This is a genomic window from Arthrobacter sp. Y3221087, assembly GCF_059089905.1.
The window spans coordinates 1,973,600-1,994,749 of the sequence record NZ_JBNHFE010000001.1 but is presented as its reverse complement, the minus strand read 5'-3'; the positions used below and the strand labels follow the sequence as shown (position 1 = coordinate 1,994,749).

Below are 21,150 nucleotides of genomic sequence, written 5' to 3'. Positions count from 1 at the left end.
CACATCGACGCACGCCAGCTACCGGAAGAAGTTCAGCGCCGCGGACCCGGCAGGCCGCCGTCGTACGCTACCGCAACCGGAACCTACTCGAACCGGGACGCGTCTCCGGCGCCGTGCCGGACAACTTCCGCCAGGCCGCTGGAGAAGTCCACCACGGTGGTAGGTTCGGCTCCGCAGTCGCCGGCATCGATCACCGCATCCACCTGGTGGTCCAGCCGTTCCTTGATGTCCCAGCCCTGGGTCAGCGGGTCTTCCTCGTCCGGCAGCAGGAGCGTGCTGGACAACAGCGGCTCACCCAGCTCGGCCAGCAGCGCCTGGACCACCCGGTTGTCCGGGATCCTGACGCCAACGGTCTTCTTCTTGGGATGCAGCAGCCGCTTGGGAACCTCCCGGGTGGCGGGCAGGATGAACGTGTAGCTCCCTGGGGTGACGGACTTGATGCTCCGGAACACGTCGTTGCCGATGTTCACGAACTGACCCAACTGGGCGAAGTCACGGCAGACGAGGGTGAAGTGGTGTTTGTCGTCCAGTTGCCGGATGCTGCGGATCCGGTCGAGGGCGTCCCTGTTGCCCATCTGCGCGCCCAGCGCGTAGCAGGAGTCGGTGGGGTAGGCGATCAGCCCGCCGTCGAGGATGATGCGCACAGCCTGGGTGACGGCCCGGGGCTGGGGATCCTGGGGATGAACATCGAAGTATCTGGCCATGCCCCGAGCCTAGTGGCACCCGGCCGTGCCTGCACGAAGGCGCCAAACCCCCTACCAGCGCGCCCTTCTTTGGGGCAGGATGTTGTCTGGTTTCACCGTGTCAGTCCCCACTAAGGAGATCAACCATGCCGACCATCCTCAACCCTTACCTCAGCTTCCGTGACAACGCCCGCGAGGCCCTGAACTTCTACCAGTCCGTGTTCGGCGGCGACCTCCGCGTCAGCACGTTCGGGGATTACCAGGCAAGCGAGGATCCCTCGGAGGCGGACAAGATCATGCATGGCATGCTGACCACGCCGCAAGGGCTGGTCCTCATGGGCGCCGACACCCCGAACAGCATGGAATACCGTGAGGGGTCCGCCATCTCCATCTCGCTCAGCGGCGAGGACGAGACAGAGCTGCGGGGCTACTACGAGAAGCTCAGCGGCGACGGCGGCTCGGTCACCGTCCCGATGGAGAAGTCCCCGTGGGGTGATGTGTTCGGCATGTGCACGGACCGCTACGGCATCGGTTGGCTGGTTAACGTCAACGCCGCCCAGGGCACCACCGGCCCGGCCTGATCCTGGCCGGACTGTCTCCCCGTGGAATCATTCCCCGGGGAAGTTGTCCCGGCGGAAATCCTCCTTGAGGCGCGCTGCGGCGCCTGCGACGATGGACGGGTGGAGTCCCTTTTCGAGTTCCTGTCTGACAAATGGTGGCTGGTCTTCCCGCTGGCTGCCTTTACGGGACACTGGGCCAGCAGTTGGCGCAAGGCCAGTGAACGCCGGCACCAGCGCCGGGTGGAACTGTACAAGCTGCGCAACCAGCACCTGGCAGCGGAGCAGGCGTCAACGGCGGAAGTGGAAGCCCTGATGGCAACCCATGACGCCACCAACCGGCGCTGGCTGGACTATGAACTGGACGTCGGCAAACTCATCGATTTTCCGCTCATGACCGACGTCCGGGAACCCTTGACCGTGGCATTCCTGCGGGCGAAGCGGGAGGCCGACGGCCAGCGGCCTAAAACTGCAACGGAGATCACTTCACCTGTCCGGCTGGATGCCTACCGGCAGGCTGTTAACAGTTTCGCCGTCGCATTGGATGTGGCCGAGCGGGAAGCCCGGCGCATCAGGGACAGCAAGTTCACGGGACCCGAGCGTGAGCGGCTGGCCACCGCCCGGAAGCTGCTGATGATCGCGGAGAACCAGGCCGCCACCCCCGCCGAGCGCCAGGCAGCGTACAAGCGGGCGCGGCGCGAACTGGACGGCCTTATCGTCCTGCCGGAGGTGACTGTCGCCGCGCTGAAGAAGCGCATCGCTCCCGGGCTGGAAACGGGCCGGGAGCCTTCGGAGTTCCGCCGGAACTGAGAGGCAGGCAGCGTGGGCCGCACGCTTTATATCGACGTCGACGGCGTCATCTGCCCTTTTGGCCCGGAGGGAACCACAGGATGGGGTTCAGCGTGGTGCCACGTGGATGCCGGCCTCCTGCCCGTTGCCTATGCGAGGGAACTGGTGGACGGGCTGAATTTGCTGGCCCGGGCCGACGGGGTCCGCTGTGTTTGGCTCACCAGCTGGGAGGAACTTGCTCCGCAGTACCTGTGCCCTGCCATCAGCCTCGACGGCGGCAGCTGGCCCTATCTCTCGGCAACCGGGCCGTCGGGCGGAACCGGTTGGTGGAAGCTGCGCGCCATCCAGGACGATGTGGAAGCGACGGGTCCGGACGCGGTGGCCTGGATCGATGACCAGCTGGATTTCGAGGCGGAGGCGCAAGCGTGGGCGCGGCTGCTGGGCAGGCGGATCCGCCTTGTTTCGCCTCATCCGCGCCGGGGGATTTCACCGGCTGAACTGGCGGCGGTCCGCACGTTCCTGACCCAACCGATGTTTTGACCTGATGGCCCGGACGCGTACGATCGATAAGGTTTCCCGCCGGTTTGGTAAACGCCGCAACTCATTCCACACGAACAGTCGGTGAATTATGCTGTCCAAGGCAGCAGCCGGGGGATAGAAACTGCCGAACGTCGACTCTGCAGATTGGGCAACAGGTGGATATCACCTTCATGGTGGCGCTGGTCATTGCGCTGGCACTATTTTTCGACTTCACGAACGGCTTCCACGACACCGCAAACGCCATGGCCACCCCCATTGCAACCGGTGCCATCAAGCCGAAAACCGCGGTAACCCTGGCTGCCATCCTGAACCTGGTGGGCGCCTTCCTGTCCACCGAGGTGGCCAAGACGGTCTCCGGCGGCATCATCCGTGAGGGCTCGGACGGCATCCAGATCACGCCGGACATTATTTTCGCCGGACTGATGGGTGCCATCCTCTGGAACATGATCACGTGGCTCAAGGGCCTGCCGTCCAGTTCCTCCCACGCATTGTTCGGCGGCCTGATCGGCGCGGCGATTGCCGGCATCGGGTTCCACTCCATCAACCTTGAGGGCCTCATGCAGAAGGTCATCCTCCCCGCGATTTTCGCGCCCCTCATCGCCGGCATCGTCGCGTATGTGTGCACCCGCCTCGCCTATGCCCTCACGTCCCGCCACGATCCTGAGACGGGCAGCAAGCTCACCCAGAAGCGCGGCGGCTTCCGCACCGGACAGATTTTTACCTCCAGCCTTGTGGCGCTGGCCCACGGTACCAACGACGCCCAGAAGACGATGGGCATCATCACGCTGGTCCTGATTGCAGCCGGCACCCAGGAGCCCGGCTCCGGCCCCCTCTTCTGGGTCATCGCCGCCTGCGCGTTCGCCATCGCCATCGGCACCTACGCCGGCGGCTGGCGCATCATCCGGACCATGGGCGCCGGGCTGACCGAGGTCAAGCCCGCCCAGGGGTTCGCCGCCGAAACCAGCACCGCGTCCGCCATCCTGGCGTCCTCCCACCTTGGCTTCGCCCTGTCCACCACCCAGGTGGCCTCCGGATCCGTGATCGGCTCCGGGATGGGCCGAAAGGGCACCAGCGTCCGCTGGAGCATGGTGGGGAAGATCGCCCTCGGCTGGCTCTTCACCTTGCCCGCCGCGGGCATCGTGGGTGCCCTCACCGCCCTGCTGGTCAAGACCGGCGTGGTGGGCGTGCTGATCGCGGCCGTTGCCGGCACCGCCGCCGTACTCTTCATGTTCTTCTACTCACGCAAGTCGGCCGTGGGCCACCACAACGCCATTGAAGTGGAGGAAGCCGGCCAGGCTGTCCGCTTCAGGAAGAAGAAGGCCATGGCCCGTGCGAGGGCGCAGGCACACAAGGCACAGCAAGAGGCCGAGGCACAAGCCGACGCCGACGCCACCAACCCGAAGGAGCCCCGGCGATGAAGTGGCTGGAACTCGTGACCGTGGCCGGTGCCACCCTGATAGCCGCAGTTACCGTAGTGACCCTGTACTCGCTGGGTGTCCGGCTCACCGCCATCGCTGCCGACTCCCAGCAGGCATCGCCCGGCATCAAGAAGTCGTTTGCGTACGTGTGCTTCGGCCTGTGCGGCCTGGCCGTGCTCTTCGGGCTGTACCTGATCATCCCGTACTTCTCCGGCTAGTCCGGACGGGGGCTCGGAACACTGTCCACGCCGGGCGGCTTTGGCTAGGCTGGGCGCATGCCACGCTTCCAGTACTTTGTCGCGGCCTCGCTGGACGGCTTCATCGCCACGTCCACCGACGACCTCGGCTGGCTCCTGCAGTTTGACGGCTTCGAGGGCGGATCCGAAAGCTACGACGCGTTCATGGCGGACGTGGGCTGCGTCGTCATGGGTGGGGAAACCTACGCCTGGCTGATGGCGCACGAACCGGATAAGTGGCCGTATTCCGGGACGCCGAGCTATGTGTTCACCAGGCACGAGTATTCCGCACCCTCGGGGGCGGACATCACCTTTGTGCGGGGCGACGTGGGCGAGTTCGTCGAGGACTTCCGGCGTGACGCTGCAGGCAGGAACGTCTGGGTGGTGGGCGGCGGAAACCTGGCCGCCCAGTTCGCCGACGCCGGACTGCTGGACGAAATCATCCTCTCGGTCATCCCGGTGGTCCTTGGCGACGGCAAGCGGCTGCTTCCGCTGGCGGGCCCGACGCCGCCCCTTGAGTTGGCTGCCTCGCGCACCCTGGGCAGGGGCGTGGTGGAGCTGCGCTACCACTTCAACCGCGATAGTTCCTAGCGGCTCCCCGCTGCCGGAGCTGGCCAGGCGCCCGGCTACTGCCCTGCCGGCGCGTTCTTCCTGATCAGGTTCGTGATCCGCGCGGTCGAGAGCCGCCGGCCCTGTCCGTCCGTCATGACGATCTCGTGCGTTGCCAGGGTCCCGCCCAGGTGGATGGCGGTGCAGGTCCCGGTCACCATGCCTGTTGAGATGGAACGGTGATGGGTGGCACTGACCTCGATCCCCACCGCGTGCCGGCCATCGCCGGCATGCATGGCCGCGGAAAACGAGCCCAGTGTCTCGGCCAGCACAACATGCGCACCGCCGTGCAGGATGCCGGCCACCTGGGTGTTGCCTTCCACCGGCATGGTGGCCACTGTCCGTTCAGGGCTCATCTCGAGGAACCGGATCCCCATCTTCACCACCAGCGCGCCGATCCCGTACCGGCCCAGCCAGCCATGCAGGTGGTCCGGAACGCCGGCCGCCGCCAGCTCCTCCGCGAAGGGGCCGGGCGTGAAATTGTCCATCATGCCAACTAGGCTGGCACCTGTGAGTGAAACAACCAAACCGGCCCCTTTCCCGTCCGAAGTTCTTCCGCAGGACCCTGCCCTGGAAGGCGGAAGTGCCCAGGGCGGCACCGTCGTGAAGGACAAGATTCCTGCTCCCGCCGGTGAGTCGGTTTCAGCCACCGCAGCCCCCGTGGTCCCCATGACAGGCCAGCCGCGACTCCTGGTCCTGGACGGCCACTCCATGGCTTTCCGTGCCTTCTTCGCCCTGCCCGCGGACAAGTTCTCCACCATGAATGGGCAGCACACCAACGCCATCCACGGCTTTACCTCCATGCTGATCAACCTGATCAAGGAGCAGCAGCCCACGCACATCGCCGTGGCCTTTGACGTCTCCGATGAGACCACCCACCGCAAGGCCCAGTACAGCGAATACAAGGGCGGCCGGAACGAGACCCCCCGCGAGATGAGCGGCCAGATCGACCTGATCGCGCAGGTGGTGGAGGCCTGGGGCATCAGGACCATCAAGCTGCCGGGTTACGAGGCGGACGACATCCTCGCCACCCTTGCCGCCATGGGCGAAAAGGCTGGCTTTGAGGTGCTGCTGGTCTCCGGCGACCGGGACGCGTTCCAGCTCATCACGGACAACGTGTTCGTCCTTTATCCCAAGAAGGGCGTCAGCGACATCCCCCGGATGGACGCCGCTGCCATCGAGGCCAAGTACTTCGTCAGCCCGTCCCGGTACTCGGACCTTGCCGCCCTGGTGGGGGAGACGGCGGACAACCTTCCCGGCGTGCCCGGCGTCGGCCCGAAGACCGCGGCCAAGTGGATCAACCTCTACGGGGGACTGGAAGGTGTCCTGGAACACCTGGACTCCATCGGCGGGAAGGTGGGTGACGCCCTGCGCGAGAACGTCGAAAACGTGAAGCGGAACCGCATGCTCAATCAGCTCCACACGGACCTGGAGCTTCCCGTCACGCTTGACGACCTGTACCAGCCCCGCCCGGACCAGGCAGCCCTGGAAGACCTGTTCGACCAGCTGGAGTTCAAGACCATCCGCAGCCGCCTCTTCGCTCTCTACAGTGAAGAGGACGCGCCCGCCGCGGAACGCGAAAGCATCGACGCCCCGGAGTACACCACCCCCGCAACCGCCGCCGAGCTGGAGGCGTTCCTGGCGGCCGGTGCAGGGCAGCGCTCGGCCCTCGCAGTGGACCTCATCCCGGGACGGATCGGCGAGGATGCTGCAGCCGTGGCCATCGTCCGCGACGGCGCGGCCGCCTACATCGACCTCTCCGGCCAGGATGCCGAAACGGAGAACGTGCTGGCCCGCTGGCTGCGCGACCCCGAAGCGCCCAAGGTGATGCACGGCTTCAAGGCCGCCCTGAAGGCGCTGACTGCCCGCGGGCTGGAACTGGAAGGCGTGGTGGACGACACCTCGATTTCCGGGTACCTCATCCAGCCGGACCGCCGCTCCTACGAGCTGGACGAACTTGCCCAGCACCACCTGAACGTCGGAATTTCCGCGGCCACCGCCAAAGCCGGCCAGCTGGAACTGTCGTTTGACGGGGACGATACCGCCGCCGCCGACGCGCTCGTCCAGGCAGCCGCCGTCGTACTCTCCCTGAGCCGGTACTTCGAAAGCGAGCTCAAGGAGCGCAAGGCGGAGGAGCTGCTGTCCACCCTGGAGCTGCCCGTCAGCCGGGTCCTGGCGGACATGGAGCTTGCCGGCATCCGGATCGACATGGACCGCATGGACGAACAGCTCGCTGACCTCGCCCGGGTCATCGACCAGGCCCAGGAGCAGGCGTTCGCAGCCATCGGCCACGAGGTCAACCTCGGTTCCCCCAAACAGCTGCAGACGGTCCTGTTCGACGAACTGCAGCTGCCCAAGACGAAGAAAATCAAGTCCGGCTACACCACCGACGCCGCGTCGCTGAAGAACCTGCTGGAGAAGACCGGGCACGAGTTCCTGGTCCAGCTCATGGCGCACCGGGAGGCGGCCAAGCTCCGGCAGATGATTGAGTCGCTAAAGAAGTCGGTGGCGGAGGACGGACGCATCCACACCACCTACGCCCAGAATGTGGCCGCCACCGGCCGCATCTCTTCCAACAACCCCAACCTGCAGAACATCCCCATCCGCAGCGAGGAGGGCCGCCGGGTCCGCGGGATCTTCGTGGTCAGCGACGGCTACGAATGCCTGCTGTCCGCCGACTACTCGCAGATCGAAATGCGGATCATGGCGCACCTGTCCGGCGACGAGGGCCTGATCCAGGCGTACCGCGACGGCGAGGACCTGCACCGCTTCGTTGGCTCCAACATCTTCCACGTGCCCACCAGCGAGGTCACCAGCGCCATGCGCTCGAAGGTCAAGGCCATGTCCTACGGGCTCGCGTACGGCCTCACCTCCTTCGGCCTGTCCAAGCAGCTGGAGATCTCCGTGGACGAGGCCCGCACCCTGATGAAGGACTACTTCGACCGGTTCGGCGCGGTCCGCGACTACCTCCGCGGCGTGGTGGACCAGGCGCGCGTGGACGGGTACACCGCCACGATCGAAGGCCGTCGGCGCTACCTGCCGGACCTCACCAGTACCGACCGGCAGCTGCGGGAAAACGCGGAACGCATCGCCCTCAACAGCCCCATCCAGGGCTCGGCCGCGGACATCATCAAGCGCGCCATGCTGGGAGTCCACGCCGGACTGCAGTCCCAGGGGCTCAAATCCCGCATGCTGCTGCAGGTCCATGACGAACTGGTCCTCGAAGTCGCCACCGGGGAACGCGAGGCGGTGGAGAGGCTGGTCACGGAGCAGATGGCTGCCGCGGCGGACCTCAGCGTGCCCCTGGAAGTCCAGATCGGCGTCGGTCCCAGCTGGTACGACGCCGGACACTGACCGCCAGCGCGAGTCGAACGGGGGCGGGGCGATGGACAAATACGACGTCCGGAGGCAGTTCAAGGAGCTGTACGCGCCCCGCACCCGTGATTTCGAGGTGGTCACCGTCCCGCCGTTCCAGTACCTGATGGTGGACGGGCAGGGAAACCCGGGCACTGCTCCCGCCTACGCTGCGGCGCTGGAAGCACTGTACTCGGTGTCCTACGCCATCAGGTTCGCCAGCAAAAGCGCTGGCCGGGACTACGCGGTGGGACCGCTGGAAGGCCTGTGGACCGCGGACGACCCCCAGGCTTTCACCACCCGTGACAAGGACAGCTGGAAGTGGATCATGATGGTTCCGCAGCCCGACTGGATCGGCCCCGCCGAACTGCAGTCCGGCGTGGCCAAGGCGGCTGCCAAGGGGGTTGCCGGGCTGGACGCATTGCGGCTGGAGACCCTGGACGAAGGCCTGTCGGTACAGATCCTGCACATTGGCAGCTACGACGATGAAGGGCCCGCCCTGCACCGGCTGCACAGTGAATTCATGCCCTCCCAAGGGTACGGATTCGCCGGGCCGCACCACGAGATCTACCTCAGCGACCCCCGGAAAGTGGCGCCGGAAAAACTCCGGACCATCCTGCGCCAGCCCGTCCGCCCGCTCTGAACGTGCAGCCCGGCTGTTTGCGCTGGTCAGGCCCCGGATGAATTGGCTAGGCTCGGACGAATGGGCGATCTGAGCGGCAACTATGAAATCCGGCGCTTTGGCGCGGTCTCAAAAGGCAACGACGGCTATGAGGAAGCCACCACGTGGTCCCGGGCGGTGTCATTCGGTTTCCACGAGTCCACCCGCGCGCCCGAGCACGTGGAAAAGGCCCTCGCCACCTACCAGGTGGATGGCCGCGTCCTGACGGGCGCCTACCAGACCGGCGGCGTGGCTCCTGGATCCCTGCCCGCAGAAGTTCCCGTGGCCACGTTCGCGACGCTCCGGAAGACCCTGAACATCGGGTTCGGAAGGACACTGGAGACGCAACTCGTCACCTCGGTAACGGTGCGTACCTCGCACCGCCGGCGGGGTCTGCTGCGGCGGATGATGAGCGAGGACCTCAGGCTCGCGAAGGAGGACGGCGTGGCGATGGCCGCACTCACTGCCTCCGAGGGGTCCATTTACGGAAGGTTCGGCTACGGGGTGGCGAGCTTCGAGCGCTCCCTGAAGGTTGACACCACCACCCGGTTCACCCTGGAGCACCAGCCCACCGGCTCCGTGGAGGTTGCCGACCCCAAGGCCCTGCTGGAGCTGGCCCCGGTGGTGTTCGCCCGCGTGCACCGACTGACCCCGGGGTCCATCGGACGGCAGGAGTGGTACCGGCAGTTGGCGTCCGGGTCACTTGGACACGACGGCAAAGAGGACCCCGCCGTCAAGGTGGCGCTCCACTACGGGCCCGGCGGTGACGTGGACGGCTACGTCTCGTACAAGTTCCTTGGTTGGGACACCAAGCCCTACACAGTGGAAGTGGTGGACCTGCTGGCGGCCACAAACGATGCCTACCTCGAACTCTGGCAGTTCCTGGCGGCGATCGACCTGGTGGAACGTGTCACCTGGGGCGAAGCTCCACTGGACGACCCCCTGCCCTGGGCCCTCACGGACCCCCGCTGCATCGACTCGTCGGACAGCAGGGACATGCTCTGGCTCCGGGTCCTGGACGCCGCCGCGGCCCTCGAGGCCCGGCAGTATCCGGCCGACGGCAGGCTGGTGCTGGACCTCAATGACCCGCTCGGGCTCACCGCGGGAACCTGGGCCCTGGCAGTTGAGGGGGGCCGGGCCGCCGTCGAACGCCTCCCGGAAGGCATCCCCGCGGACCTGGCACTGGACGTCTCCGCGCTTTCCTCCATCTACCTCGGCGGTGTCTGCCCGGTGACTTTGGCGGCGGCAGGGAAAATCCGTGAAAACACTGCCGGCGCGGCGTTGCAGGCCCGCCAGATGTTCGCGGTGGAGCGGGCCACCCACTGCCTTACCCACTTCTGAAAGGGGAGGGGTACCTGCCCGCTTTTGCCCTTGTTGGCGGCGGCGACTAGAATAAACGGGCGTGTACCACGTGCACGTTCTGTAAAATCCACAAAATCAGGATGACCCGGAGGATCCGTCGGATTCACCGCGAATCGCGCCTGCGTTCCATAACGCGGGCGCGCCGGTTTGCCTGACCGACTAACTATCCACAACGGAGCCCCTACTACATGACCATCACCTCCACCGAGAAGCCCGGTACCCCCGTAGTCGCCATTAACGACATCGGTACCGCTGAGGACTTCCTCGCAGCAGTCGACGCGACCATCAAGTACTTCAACGACGGAGACCTCGTCGAAGGTACCGTCGTCAAGGTCGACCGCGATGAAGTACTGCTCGACATCGGTTACAAGACCGAAGGTGTCATCCCCTCCCGCGAGCTGTCCATCAAGCACGACGTTGATCCGGGAGAAGTTGTCTCCGTCGGCGATCAGGTCGAAGCCCTGGTGCTCACCAAGGAAGACAAAGAAGGCCGTCTGATCCTCTCCAAGAAGCGTGCTCAGTACGAGCGTGCCTGGGGCGACATCGAGAAGGTCAAGGAAGAAGACGGTGTTGTCACCGGTACCGTCATCGAGGTTGTCAAGGGTGGTCTTATCCTCGACATCGGCCTGCGCGGCTTCCTGCCCGCATCCCTCGTCGAGATGCGCCGCGTGCGCGACCTGGCTCCGTACATCGGCCAGCAGATCGAAGCCAAGATCATCGAGCTGGACAAGAACCGCAACAACGTTGTTCTGTCCCGCCGTGCATGGCTCGAGCAGACCCAGTCCGAGGTCCGCTCCACCTTCCTCAACAAGCTGGAAAAGGGCCAGGTCCGTCCCGGCGTCGTTTCCTCCATCGTCAACTTCGGTGCCTTCGTGGACCTGGGCGGCGTAGACGGCCTGGTTCACGTTTCCGAGCTGTCCTGGAAGCACATCGACCACCCGTCCGAGGTTGTCGAGGTTGGCCAGGAAGTCACCGTCGAGGTTCTCGAGGTGGACCTGGACCGCGAGCGCGTCTCCCTGTCGCTCAAGGCTACGCAGGAAGATCCGTGGCAGACCTTCGCCCGCACCCACGCCCTGGGCCAGGTTGTTCCGGGTAAGGTCACCAAGCTCGTTCCGTTCGGTGCGTTCGTCCGCGTCGAAGACGGCATCGAAGGCCTGGTCCACATCTCCGAGCTCGCTGTCCGCCACGTTGAGCTGGCCGAGCAGGTTGTTTCCGTTGGCGACGAGCTGTTCGTCAAGGTCATCGACATCGACCTCGAGCGCCGCCGCATCTCGCTGTCCCTCAAGCAGGCCAACGAGGGCGTCGACGCCGACAGCACCGAATTCGATCCCGCTCTGTACGGCATGGCTGCAGAGTACGACGAAGAGGGCAACTACAAGTACCCCGAGGGCTTCGATCCCGAGTCCAACGAGTGGCTTGAAGGCTACGAGAACCAGCGCGCCGCCTGGGAGCAGCAGTACGCTGACGCCCAGACCCGTTGGGAGGCCCACAAGAAGCAGGTTGCCCAGCACGCTGCCGATGACGCCGCTGCTGCAACGTCCGGTGACAGCGACTCCGGCGCCACCAGCTACTCCTCCGAGCCTGCTGCCGCCGACACCGGCGCCGGCACCCTGGCTTCGGATGAGGCTCTTGCCGCCCTGCGCGAGAAGCTGACCGGCAACTAATTGCCGCCGGCCCGGATTTCCGGGCTGACACAATGGGCCCCTGCGGAAGCAGGGGCCCATTGTGCGTTAACCGGCGGATTGAAGTTCGACGACGGCGAGGACGGTTCCGTCGTTTTCGGGCTGCAGGTGCCCGCCCGCCGACGCAAGCAGATGCTGCGCCGCTCCGTTGCCGGCCAGCGTGCGGGCGACCACCCTGGACAGTCCTGCCTTCCGGGCCTCAGCCAGCACCAGGTGCAGCGCGGCACTCCCGATTCCCCGGGACCGGAAGCCTCTGCCCAGCCAGATGCCCGTCTCAGCCACAGCCCCGTCTTCAGGGCCGGACCCGCCGTGGCCCGGTGCAAGGCGGCGGAGCCGGATGGATCCGGCCAGGTCCCCGCCGCAGAGGATGCCCCAGGATTTTTCGCCGGCCTTCCCGTCCAGGCCTTCAGCCGCCGCCCGGTGGTAGCTGCGGAACCACGCGGTGCGTTCCGGGTTCCAGCCGGGCCCGCCCAGCGGGGGAGCCACCTCGTCCGGTGATGCGTCCCGCTTGGCGAGCGCCAGGAGCGACTCCATGACGGCGTCGTCCACGTCCACCAGGGACACGTCAGGCAAGCGCGACATCCACCCACTCCGTTCCCTCGGGCGCCAGGCCAACGCCGCCGGAAGTCAGCACCTGCAGCCGTTCCGCGGCGGCGGCGATCGCATCCGTATTATCGGCAACGGCGAGGCGCAGGACGGTGTCCCGGGCGCCATAGCTGGTTTCGGCTATCACGAAGCCGGCAGCGCGGAGGTCGTTTTCCAGCCTGCCCGCTGCCGCGTGGGGTACCGCCGCGGAACAGATGCGCAGCCGGCGGCGCCGTACCAGGGGCACCAGCGACAGTGCTGAGGAGACCGATTCTGAGTAGGCACGGACCAGGCCTCCCGTCCCGAGCAGCACGCCCCCGAAATAGCGCACGACGACGGCGCTGACGTCGCTGAGGTCCGCCACTCCGGGTGCCGTCTCCCTCTTGGACAGGGCCTCCAGCATCGGTATTCCGGCCGTCCCGGAGGGCTCGCCGTCGTCGTTTGACCGCTGTATGTCCCGGTCCGGTCCGATGATGAAAGCGGAGCAGTGGTGCCGTGCGTCGTGGAACTCCCGGCGGAGGCCTGCCACCAGGTCACGGGCATCCTCTTCGGTGCCTGCCCGCCGGAGGACGGTGATGAAGCGTGAACGCTTGATCTCCAGCTCGTGGCGGAAGTCCGGACCCGCGGCCAGGGTGGTGTAGGACGCCGCCCTGCTCTCTTGCTCATGCACCCGCCCCAGTCTAGTCAGGCGAGATAGGGTGGGAGCCGTGCTGAAGATCGGGTTGACCGGCGGAATCGCCTCAGGGAAGTCATTGGTGGCCGAGCGGCTGAAGGAGCTGGGCGCCGTGCTGGTGGACGCGGACGCGCTGGCCCGTGAAGTTGTGGAGCCCGGTACGGAGGGGCTGGCCAGGATCGTGGCCGAGTTCGGTGCGGAGATGCTCGACGACGGCGGACGGCTGGACCGTGCCCGTCTCGGCGCGGTGGTATTCGGGCAGCCGGAACGCCTTGCCGCCCTGAACGGGATTGTCCACCCGCTTGTCCGTTCCCGCGCCGCGGCCATGGTGGCAGCTGCTGCGGACGACGCCGTGGTGGTGCAGGACATTCCATTGCTGGTGGAGACGGGCCAGGGGAGCGACTTCCACCTGGTCCTGGTGGTGGACGCCCCGGAGGACATGCGGGTGCAGCGGATGCTTGAGCACCGGGGGATGACCGCGGAGGCCGCCCGCTCGCGCATCCAGGCCCAGGCGTCCCGGGAGGACAGGCTGGCCGCCGCGGACGTGGTCCTGGACAATTCGGGCAGCGTCGCGGAACTGCTGGAGCAGGTGGACCGGCTCTGGAAGGGACGCCTGCAGCCCTTTGCGCTGAACATCGCCCAGGGGGTCCGCGCCGCCCGGCAAGGTGGACCCGTCCTGCTCCCGTCCCGCCCGGAATGGCCGCAGGAGGCACGGCGCATCATGGCCCGGATCCGTGCCGCCCTGTCCCGCCAGGACGCGGTGGACTTCAACGGCCTCAGCCTGGAGCACATCGGTTCCACCTCCGTCCCGGGCCTCGACGCCAAGGACGTCATCGACCTCCAGCTCGCTGTCCCTGACCTGGCCGCGGCAGACGCCCTTGCCCCGCTCCTGTCGGCCGCCGGGTTCCCCTTCGTTCCGGGCAGTTCCGCCGATGCCCCCAAACCGGGCCACCCGCGGCCGGAGGACTGGTACAAGCGTTTCCATGCCAGCGCCGACCCCGGCCGCGACGTGAACCTGCATGTGCGGGCTGCGGGGTCGCCCGGATGGCGGTTCGCCCTGTGCTTCCGGGACTGGCTGCGCGCCGATGCCGGCGCCGCCGCCGGTTATCTGGCCCTCAAGCGCCGGCTGGCCGCCGAGCATGCCGGCGACGCAACCACCGAAGGCTACGCGGAAGCCAAGGAGGAGTGGTTCCGGAACGCGGAAGAACCCATGGAACGGTGGGCCGAAAGCGCAGGGTGGCAGCCGCCGTCGTGCGCGTCCTGACACCTGCGCCACCCGCTGCGCTGTTCGCCCGTAACGGACTCGGCCCGTTCTGTCGGTGCCCGGTTGTAGATTAGATCCATGAGCCTTGCGCAGGATATAAACCGTGTTGTAGCGCCGTTTGAGGTCATCAGCGAGTTCAAGCCTGCGGGTGACCAGCCGGCCGCCATCGCGGAGCTGACGGAGCGCATCAACAACGGCGAGAAGGACGTGGTGCTGCTCGGCGCCACCGGCACGGGCAAGAGCGCCACCACCGCCTGGCTCATCGAGCAGGTGCAGCGCCCCACCCTGGTGATGGTCCAGAACAAGACCCTCGCTGCGCAGCTGGCCAACGAGTTCCGGGAGCTGCTGCCCAACAATGCGGTGGAGTACTTCGTCTCCTACTACGACTACTACCAGCCTGAAGCGTACGTTCCCCAGACGGACACCTTCATCGAGAAGGACTCGTCCATCAACGAGGAAGTGGAGCGGCTCCGGCACTCCGCCACCAACGCGCTGCTGACCCGCCGGGACGTTGTGGTGGTGGCCACGGTCTCCTGCATCTACGGCCTGGGCACGCCGGAAGAGTACATCGCCGGCATGGTCACGCTCCGCAGGGGACAGGAAATGAACCGCGATGCGTTGCTGCGCAAGTTCGTCTCCATGCAGTACGCGCGCAATGACATGGACTTCCACCGCGGCACGTTCCGGGTCCGCGGCGATACGGTTGAGATCATCCCGATGTACGAGGAACTCGCGCTCCGGATCGAGTTCTTCGGGGACGAAGTGGAGAACATCTACACCCTGCACCCCGTCACCGGGGAGGTCATCCGCGAGGAAACGGAGATGTACGTCTTCCCGGCGTCGCACTACGTCGCCGGCCCGGAACGCATGAGCCGCGCCATCAAGTCCATCGAGGACGAACTTGCCGAACGGCTGGCCGTCCTGGAAGGGCAGAACAAGCTGGTGGAGGCGCAGCGCCTGCGGATGCGCACGGCCTACGACCTCGAGATGATGCAGCAGATGGGCTTCTGCAACGGCATCGAGAACTACTCACGCCACATTGACGGCCGCCCCGGGGGATCCGCCCCGCATTGCCTCCTGGACTACTTCCCGGACGACTTCCTGCTGGTGGTGGACGAATCCCACGTGACCATCCCGCAGATCGGTGCAATGTACGAAGGCGACATGTCCCGCAAGCGGACCCTCGTGGACCACGGCTTCCGGCTCCCGTCCGCCATGGACAACCGGCCGCTGAAATGGGACGAGTTCCTGGAACGGATCGGCCAGACGGTCTACCTGTCCGCCACGCCCGGCAAGTACGAGCTCGGCAAGGCGGACGGCTTCGTCCAGCAGATTATCCGGCCCACCGGCCTGGTGGACCCCGAGGTCATCGTCAAGCCCACCAAGGGCCAGATCGACGACCTCCTGGGCGAGATCAGGACGCGCGTGGAAAAGGACGAGCGCGTCCTGGTCACCACGCTGACAAAGCGCATGGCGGAAGACCTCACGGACTACCTCCTGAGCCACGGTGTGAAGGTGGAGTACCTGCACTCCGACGTCGATACGCTGCGGCGCGTCGAGTTGCTGCGCGAGCTCCGGCTGGGCAGCTTCGACGTCCTGGTGGGCATCAACCTGCTCCGGGAAGGCCTGGACCTTCCGGAGGTGTCCCTGGTGAGCATCCTGGACGCGGACAAGGAAGGCTTCCTGCGGTCCTCCACGTCCCTGATCCAGACCATCGGCCGCGCGGCCCGTAACGTGTCCGGCCAGGTCCACATGTACGCGGACCGGATCACGGACTCCATGGCCAGTGCCATCGATGAAACCAACCGGCGCCGCGCCATCCAGGTGGCCTACAACACCGAGCACGGCGTGGACCCCCAGCCCCTGCGGAAGAAGATTGCGGACATCACGGACCAGCTGGCCCGGGAAGACGCCGACACCAATGCGCTGTTGGGCAGCTTCGACTACGGCAAGGGCAAGCGCGGGATCACCGGGGCAACCAAGGCCGGGGCCAAGAAGGGTGCTGCGAAGGTCCGTTCGGACGGCCTCGCGGCGGCCCCGGCAGAGGACCTGGTGGGGCTCATCGAGCAGCTCACCGAGCAGATGCACGGCGCTGCTGCCGAACTGCAGTTCGAGGTGGCTGCCCGGATCCGCGACGAGGTCAGCGAACTGAAGAAGGAACTGCGGCAGATGCAGGCGGCAGGCCACGCCTGACCCGGCGCCAGGGCGACACCCAACGTAAGCCCGGGAGCGGCAACGCTCCCGGCTCATGTACAGTTAACGTCACGTAGGGGAGTATCCCAAGCGCTACGATCGTCAACACGCAGGGCATGGATGCCCGGCCGGGCGTAGCGGGCCGCCGCATCAGCACCAAGTGCACAGGCAGGCCGGAGAGACTTACACCGCATCTCTGTACCCTGCGAAAGGCTACCCTGTGCTCGAATTGCCCGTGTGGTTCGAGGTCGGCTCTTTTGTCGTCCTCGGCCTTATCCTCCTCATCGACCTTCTCCTGGTGGTCCGCCGTCCCCACGAACCATCCATGAAGGAAGCCGGCCTATGGGTAGCGTTCTACGTCAGCCTTGCGCTGGTGTTCGCCGGAACCATGTTCGCTTTCACCGGCCCGGAATACGGCGGCCAGTTCGTGGCCGGCTGGGTAACGGAATACAGCCTCAGCATCGACAACCTGTTCGTCTTCATCATCATCATGGCCCGGTTCTCGGTGCCCCGGAAGTACCAGCAGGAAGTGCTGATGGTGGGCATCATCATCGCCCTGATCCTGCGCGGCATTTTCATCCTGCTGGGCGCCATGGTGATCGAGCAGTTCAGCTGGGTGTTCTACATCTTCGGCGCCTTCCTGCTGTGGACCGCCTGGAAGCAGGCCCAGGACGAGGGCGAAGACGAAGAAGACCGTGAGAACCCGCTGATCGCCAAGATCCGCAAGGTGATCCCGATGTCGGAGAAGTTCGACGGCAACAAGCTGCGCACCACGGTGAACGGCAAGAAGGTCTTCACCCCCATGCTGATCGTTTTCATCACCATCGGCCTCACGGACCTGCTGTTCGCCGTCGACTCCATCCCGGCCATCTTCGGACTGACCCAGAGCCCCTTCATTGTGTTCACGGCCAACCTGTTCGCCCTGATGGGCCTGCGCCAGCTGTACTTCCTGCTGGGCGGCCTCATGAACCGCCTGATCTACCTGAAGCACGCACTGTCCTTCATCCTGGCATTCATCGGCGTCAAGCTGGTGCTGCATGCCATGCACGTGAACGAGCTGCCGTTCATCAACGGCGGCCAGCACATCGAATGGGCTCCCGAGATCCCCACGTTCGTGTCCCTGGCCGTCATTGTCGGCACCATCGTCATCGCGGTGATCGCCAGCCTGGTCAGCTCCAAGGCCAAGGAAGCGCACCTGGATCCGCGCCTGGAAGAAGACGTCCGCAAGAGCCACAGCGACGTCGACTAAAGACTTCCAGCCTTCTATTAGCAGCAGTCCCGGCCACGCGAGCGGCCGGGACTACTGCCTTTAAATTGACCCCTTTAGGAGGCCACCGGCGGGGACTATGCTCTGTCCATGGCCCCCACGGTGATAACCGACAACGATGTGCGGCGGGTGCAGCGGCGTACCGTCGCCCTGCTGGCCGCCGCCCAGGTCTTCGGCGGAATCGGCACGGGGGCAACGGTGTCGATCGGTTCGATCCTCGCTGTTGAACTCTCCGGCTCCAGCGCCTGGGCGGGTGCCGTGGCGACCGTCATGACCCTGGGGGCAGCGCTTGCCGCGCTGCCCCTCGCCTCGTTGGCGGACCGAAGGGGCCGCCGGATGGGCCAGGTGGCCGGCCTGTCGGCTGCCCTGGCCGGCACGGTGCTCATGGTCCTGGCCGTGGTCACGGGTTTATTTGTCCTGCTTGTGCTGGGCGCGGCAGGCATCGGGGTGGGCACCGCAGCGAACCTGCAGGCCAGGTTCGCCGCCGTGGACCTCGCCGAAGCGGAACACCGGGGCAGGGCGCTGTCCACCGTGGTGTGGGCCGTGACGGTTGGCGCCGTGGCAGGACCCAACCTGATCCAGCCCGGCACTGTGGTGGGTGCGGCGCTGGGGCTGCCAGCGGTGGCAGGACCGTTTGTGATTTCCGGCGCCGGGCTTCTGGTGGCTACCCTGCTTGTCCTCATCGGACTCCGGCCTGACCCGCTGTACCTCGCCCGTGAAGTTGCGGCCCGCCAGGTTGCGGAACGTGGGTCGGCCGCCGGCGCTGCGGCGGCTGCCGCCCCGGGCGGGCCCCGGCCGGGAGGCTCATTGGCACGCGGGATGCGCGCAATCCGGGGTTCCCGCACTGCGCTGCTGGCCGTCGCCGCCGTCGTCGGGGCCCACGCCGTCATGGTGGGCGTCATGTCCATGACGCCGCTCCACCTGCAGCACCTCGTGGAAGGACCCGCGGCATCCCATGCCGGCCACACGGCACCTGGTGATGTGCTGGTCATCATCGGCTTCACCATTTCCCTGCACATCGCGGGCATGTTCGCGCTGTCACCGGTGATGGGGTGGTTGACGGACAAAGCTGGCCGGACCGAGACCGTCATGATCGGCTGCATGCTGCTGATCACCGCCGTCCTCGTGGCGGGGTTCGGTCAGGGCTCCACCGCAGCCGTCGCCGTCGGCCTGGTGCTGCTGGGCATGGGCTGGTCCGCAGCGACTGTCTCCGGGTCCACCCTGCTGGCCGAGAGCGTCGGACAGGAGTCCCGGGTGGTGGTGCAGGGTGTCTCGGACATGCTGATGGGCGCAGCGGGGGCGGTGGGCGGCGCTGTCTCCGGCCTTGTGCTCAGCTGGACGGGCTACCTGGGGCTGAACATGCTGGGCGGCGTGGTGGGTGCCCTCGTCCTGGCCGCAGCCTTCCTGACCCGGGTGGCGGGTCGCCGGGCGTCAGCGGCGGCCTGACCTCACCATCCCAAGCAGCCGGTTGAAGATCCCCTCGCCGTCATCGGCGATGCCGTCATGGTGGAAATCCCCGGTCTCCCAGACCTCCAGCCCACGGACCGCGGCGGCAGTTTCCAAGGACAGTTTCCGGTCCACATAGATGTCCTCGGAATACACGGCTGCCGCCACCGGCACCCGGTTGGCGGCAAGCTGCCGGACGTCGTAGAGCGGCCGCCAGTCCTGTTTCGCGGCGAGCAGCCCGGCCACCTCGCGGAGGGGCTGCAGGGCAGGATCCTGCTCGAAATACCAGGGGTAGACCATTTCGCCGGTCAGCAGCAGGGGCTCCGCTTCAGGCCGGAATTCGGGATACTCCGCCAGTACGCGCCACGCCGACCAGTCCGTTGCCTGGCCCTGCCCGTAAATGGATTCATGCATCAGGGCATAGAGCGGGTTGGACCGGCGCGAGATGATGCCCTGCATCTGGTCAAGGAACGGATCGGAGAGCCTCGGCCCGGCGGGGGTCCCGGTGAAGGCATCCTCCAGCAGGTAGTGCAGGCTGTCCACCCTGGTGTTGCCGCCAAGGAACGCGCCCAGCATCTGGAGGCGCTCCACGGTGAGGGGACCGCCGTCGGGCAGGAACTCCGGCGTGGTCCGCAGGTGGCGGGCAATCCGTTCCACGATGGTGCGGTCTTCCGGGTACCAGCTGAAGTACTCGGCGTTGCGTGCCGCCACCCGCTGGAAGGTGGCGCGGTAGACGTCGTCGGCAGGACCGGTCAGGGGAGCGAGGCCGCCGGTGATGAGGACCTCCTTCAGGCCGCCGGGGGCAGAGGACAGGTAGGTCAGGGCACAGAAACCGCCGTAGCTCTGCCCGAACACGGTCCAGGGCTCCGAGCCCAGCGCTTTCCTGATCAGTTCTGCGTCAGCAACGATGGCATCGGCCCGGAAGTGCTCCAGGTACGCGGCCTGGTCAGCCGCAGACCCGCGGAGCGGCAGGGTGTTGCGGTCCACGGGGGTGGACAGTCCGGTGCCGCGCTGGTCCATCATCAGTATCCGGAACTCTTTGGCGGCGGCCTTGCCCCAGCCGCCGAGGGAGCCGAACCTGTTCCCGCGGCCGCCCGGGCCGCCCTGCAGGAACAGCAGCCAGGGCAGGTTCTGCGCCTCGTCCCCGCTGTGGGAGGCCGAGACATACTCGCGGGCGAAGACGGTGATGGTCTCGCCGTCCGGCGCGGAGTGCTCAAGCGGCACGGTGAAGTAGTGCTCCACCGTGCGCATGCCCCGGAATTCGTGCCGGGCACGGACCTTATGGCCTGCTTCAGCCATGGGCCGCTGCGGGGACGGGGGCGGATGAGGCGCTGCCGAACTTTCCGAGGGCGTCGCCGGTGAGCCTGAAGGTTGACCACCCGTCCATCGGGCGGGCGCCCAGGCGGCGGTAGAAGTTGATGGATGGCTCGTTCCAGTCCAGGACGCTCCACTCCACCCGGGCGTAGCCGTTTGCCACCGCTATGGAGGCAAGGTGCTGCAGGAGGGCCTTGCCGTGGCCCTCGCCGCGCGCCTCCGGGCTGACGTACAGGTCTTCCAGGTAGATGCCGTGCACGCCTTCCCAGGTGGAGTAGTTGAGGAACCAGAGTGCGAAGCCCTGGACGCCTCCGGCCTCGTTCTCGGCCATGGCGGCAAAGACGCGCGGGTTCTCGCCGAAGAGGACCTGCCGCAGCATCTCGGGAGTGTTGCGGACGGCGTCCGGTTCCTTCTCGTAGTGGGCCAGCTCGTGGATCATGCGAAGGATCGCGGGCACGTCGTGTTCGGTGGCGGGGCGGATAACACTCATTGTCCGAGCTTACCGCCGGGCCCGTTC

Annotated in this window: 20 protein-coding genes; 14 read left to right on the top strand and 6 right to left on the bottom strand. The window is 66.4% G+C overall.

The genetic code is table 11. The features are described from left to right. Positions 1-83: 83 nt before the first annotated feature. The gene (locus AC5RUO_RS09510; protein WP_494009047.1) at positions 84-704 is read right to left on the bottom strand and encodes an L-threonylcarbamoyladenylate synthase; all 621 of its coding nucleotides are present in this window, start codon (positions 702-704) and stop codon (positions 84-86) included. A 125-nt stretch (positions 705-829) separates the two neighbouring features. On the opposite strand from AC5RUO_RS09510, the gene AC5RUO_RS09505 reads away from it, so the two are divergent. From AC5RUO_RS09505 to AC5RUO_RS09480, 6 genes are all read left to right on the top strand, one after another. Continuing rightward, positions 830-1,264: a VOC family protein gene (locus AC5RUO_RS09505; RefSeq protein ID WP_494009048.1), complete on the top strand. Its 435-nt coding sequence runs from the start codon at positions 830-832 to the stop codon at positions 1,262-1,264. A 99-nt stretch (positions 1,265-1,363) separates the two neighbouring features. Next, positions 1,364-2,050 carry a hypothetical protein gene (locus AC5RUO_RS09500; protein WP_494009441.1) on the top strand — a complete coding sequence of 229 codons (687 nt, stop codon included), beginning with the start codon at positions 1,364-1,366 and terminating at the stop codon, positions 2,048-2,050. A gap of 12 nt (positions 2,051-2,062) precedes the next feature. Further along, on the top strand, positions 2,063-2,569 hold the full coding sequence (locus tag AC5RUO_RS09495) for an HAD domain-containing protein (RefSeq protein WP_494009049.1): 507 nt from the start codon (positions 2,063-2,065) through the stop codon (positions 2,567-2,569). A gap of 155 nt (positions 2,570-2,724) precedes the next feature. Next, positions 2,725-3,987, top strand: coding sequence for an inorganic phosphate transporter (locus AC5RUO_RS09490; RefSeq protein WP_494009050.1), 1,263 nt, complete (start codon positions 2,725-2,727; stop codon positions 3,985-3,987). Beyond that, positions 3,984-4,205, top strand: a complete 222-nt coding sequence (locus AC5RUO_RS09485; protein WP_009357630.1) for a hypothetical protein — start codon at positions 3,984-3,986, stop codon at positions 4,203-4,205. The genes AC5RUO_RS09490 and AC5RUO_RS09485 overlap by 4 nt, the downstream gene beginning before the upstream one ends. Positions 4,206-4,262: 57 nt before the next feature. Beyond that, positions 4,263-4,814: a dihydrofolate reductase family protein gene (locus tag AC5RUO_RS09480; protein ID WP_494103337.1), complete on the top strand. Its 552-nt coding sequence runs from the start codon at positions 4,263-4,265 to the stop codon at positions 4,812-4,814. Between the two features lie 35 nt (positions 4,815-4,849). Here AC5RUO_RS09480 and AC5RUO_RS09475 read toward each other — a convergent pair whose 3' ends face one another. Next, positions 4,850-5,323 (bottom strand): hotdog fold thioesterase, encoded by a 474-nt coding sequence (locus tag AC5RUO_RS09475; protein WP_494103336.1) that lies wholly within the window; start codon positions 5,321-5,323, stop codon positions 4,850-4,852. Positions 5,324-5,543: 220 nt separating this feature from the next. Between AC5RUO_RS09475 and polA the strand changes: the two genes are divergently transcribed. From polA to rpsA, 4 genes are all read left to right on the top strand, one after another. After that, on the top strand, positions 5,544-8,186 hold the full coding sequence (polA, locus tag AC5RUO_RS09470) for a DNA polymerase I (protein WP_494103400.1): 2,643 nt from the start codon (positions 5,544-5,546) through the stop codon (positions 8,184-8,186). A 31-nt stretch (positions 8,187-8,217) separates the two neighbouring features. Continuing rightward, positions 8,218-8,829 carry a GyrI-like domain-containing protein gene (locus AC5RUO_RS09465; RefSeq protein ID WP_494103335.1) on the top strand — a complete coding sequence of 204 codons (612 nt, stop codon included), beginning with the start codon at positions 8,218-8,220 and terminating at the stop codon, positions 8,827-8,829. Between the two features lie 60 nt (positions 8,830-8,889). After that, positions 8,890-10,188 carry a GNAT family N-acetyltransferase gene (locus tag AC5RUO_RS09460; protein WP_494009054.1) on the top strand — a complete coding sequence of 433 codons (1,299 nt, stop codon included), beginning with the start codon at positions 8,890-8,892 and terminating at the stop codon, positions 10,186-10,188. 209 nt (positions 10,189-10,397) lie between these two features. After that, a complete protein-coding gene (gene rpsA, locus AC5RUO_RS09455) occupies positions 10,398-11,873 on the top strand; it encodes a 30S ribosomal protein S1 (RefSeq protein ID WP_009357636.1) in 1,476 nt (491 codons plus the stop codon). Between the two features lie 66 nt (positions 11,874-11,939). On the opposite strand, the gene AC5RUO_RS09450 is transcribed toward rpsA, so the two are convergent. Together AC5RUO_RS09450 and AC5RUO_RS09445 are read right to left on the bottom strand one after the other, a co-directional pair. Further along, on the bottom strand, positions 11,940-12,473 hold the full coding sequence (locus AC5RUO_RS09450) for a GNAT family N-acetyltransferase (RefSeq protein ID WP_494103334.1): 534 nt from the start codon (positions 12,471-12,473) through the stop codon (positions 11,940-11,942). Next, on the bottom strand, positions 12,457-13,146 hold the full coding sequence (locus tag AC5RUO_RS09445) for an IMPACT family protein (protein WP_494103333.1): 690 nt from the start codon (positions 13,144-13,146) through the stop codon (positions 12,457-12,459). Before AC5RUO_RS09445 ends, AC5RUO_RS09450 begins: the two co-directional genes overlap by 17 nt. Positions 13,147-13,183: 37 nt before the next feature. Between AC5RUO_RS09445 and coaE the strand changes: the two genes are divergently transcribed. From coaE to AC5RUO_RS09425, 4 genes are all read left to right on the top strand, one after another. After that, the gene (coaE, locus tag AC5RUO_RS09440) at positions 13,184-14,413 is read left to right on the top strand and encodes a dephospho-CoA kinase (protein ID WP_494103332.1); all 1,230 of its coding nucleotides are present in this window, start codon (positions 13,184-13,186) and stop codon (positions 14,411-14,413) included. Positions 14,414-14,491: 78 nt separating this feature from the next. Continuing rightward, positions 14,492-16,606, top strand: coding sequence for an excinuclease ABC subunit UvrB (gene uvrB / locus AC5RUO_RS09435; RefSeq protein WP_494009058.1), 2,115 nt, complete (start codon positions 14,492-14,494; stop codon positions 16,604-16,606). 220 nt (positions 16,607-16,826) lie between these two features. Continuing rightward, positions 16,827-17,855: a TerC family protein gene (locus AC5RUO_RS09430; RefSeq protein WP_494009059.1), complete on the top strand. Its 1,029-nt coding sequence runs from the start codon at positions 16,827-16,829 to the stop codon at positions 17,853-17,855. A 108-nt stretch (positions 17,856-17,963) separates the two neighbouring features. Next, a complete protein-coding gene (locus tag AC5RUO_RS09425) occupies positions 17,964-19,319 on the top strand; it encodes an MFS transporter (RefSeq protein ID WP_494103331.1) in 1,356 nt (451 codons plus the stop codon). Here the strand turns inward: AC5RUO_RS09425 and AC5RUO_RS09420 are convergent. Next, positions 19,305-20,618, bottom strand: a complete 1,314-nt coding sequence (locus tag AC5RUO_RS09420) for an alpha/beta fold hydrolase (RefSeq protein WP_494103330.1) — start codon at positions 20,616-20,618, stop codon at positions 19,305-19,307. The two genes, AC5RUO_RS09425 and AC5RUO_RS09420, sit on opposite strands and share 15 nt — an antisense overlap. Next, the gene (locus AC5RUO_RS09415; RefSeq protein ID WP_494103329.1) at positions 20,611-21,123 is read right to left on the bottom strand and encodes a GNAT family N-acetyltransferase; all 513 of its coding nucleotides are present in this window, start codon (positions 21,121-21,123) and stop codon (positions 20,611-20,613) included. The genes AC5RUO_RS09420 and AC5RUO_RS09415 overlap by 8 nt, the downstream gene beginning before the upstream one ends. Between the last annotated feature and the right edge of the window lie 27 nt (positions 21,124-21,150).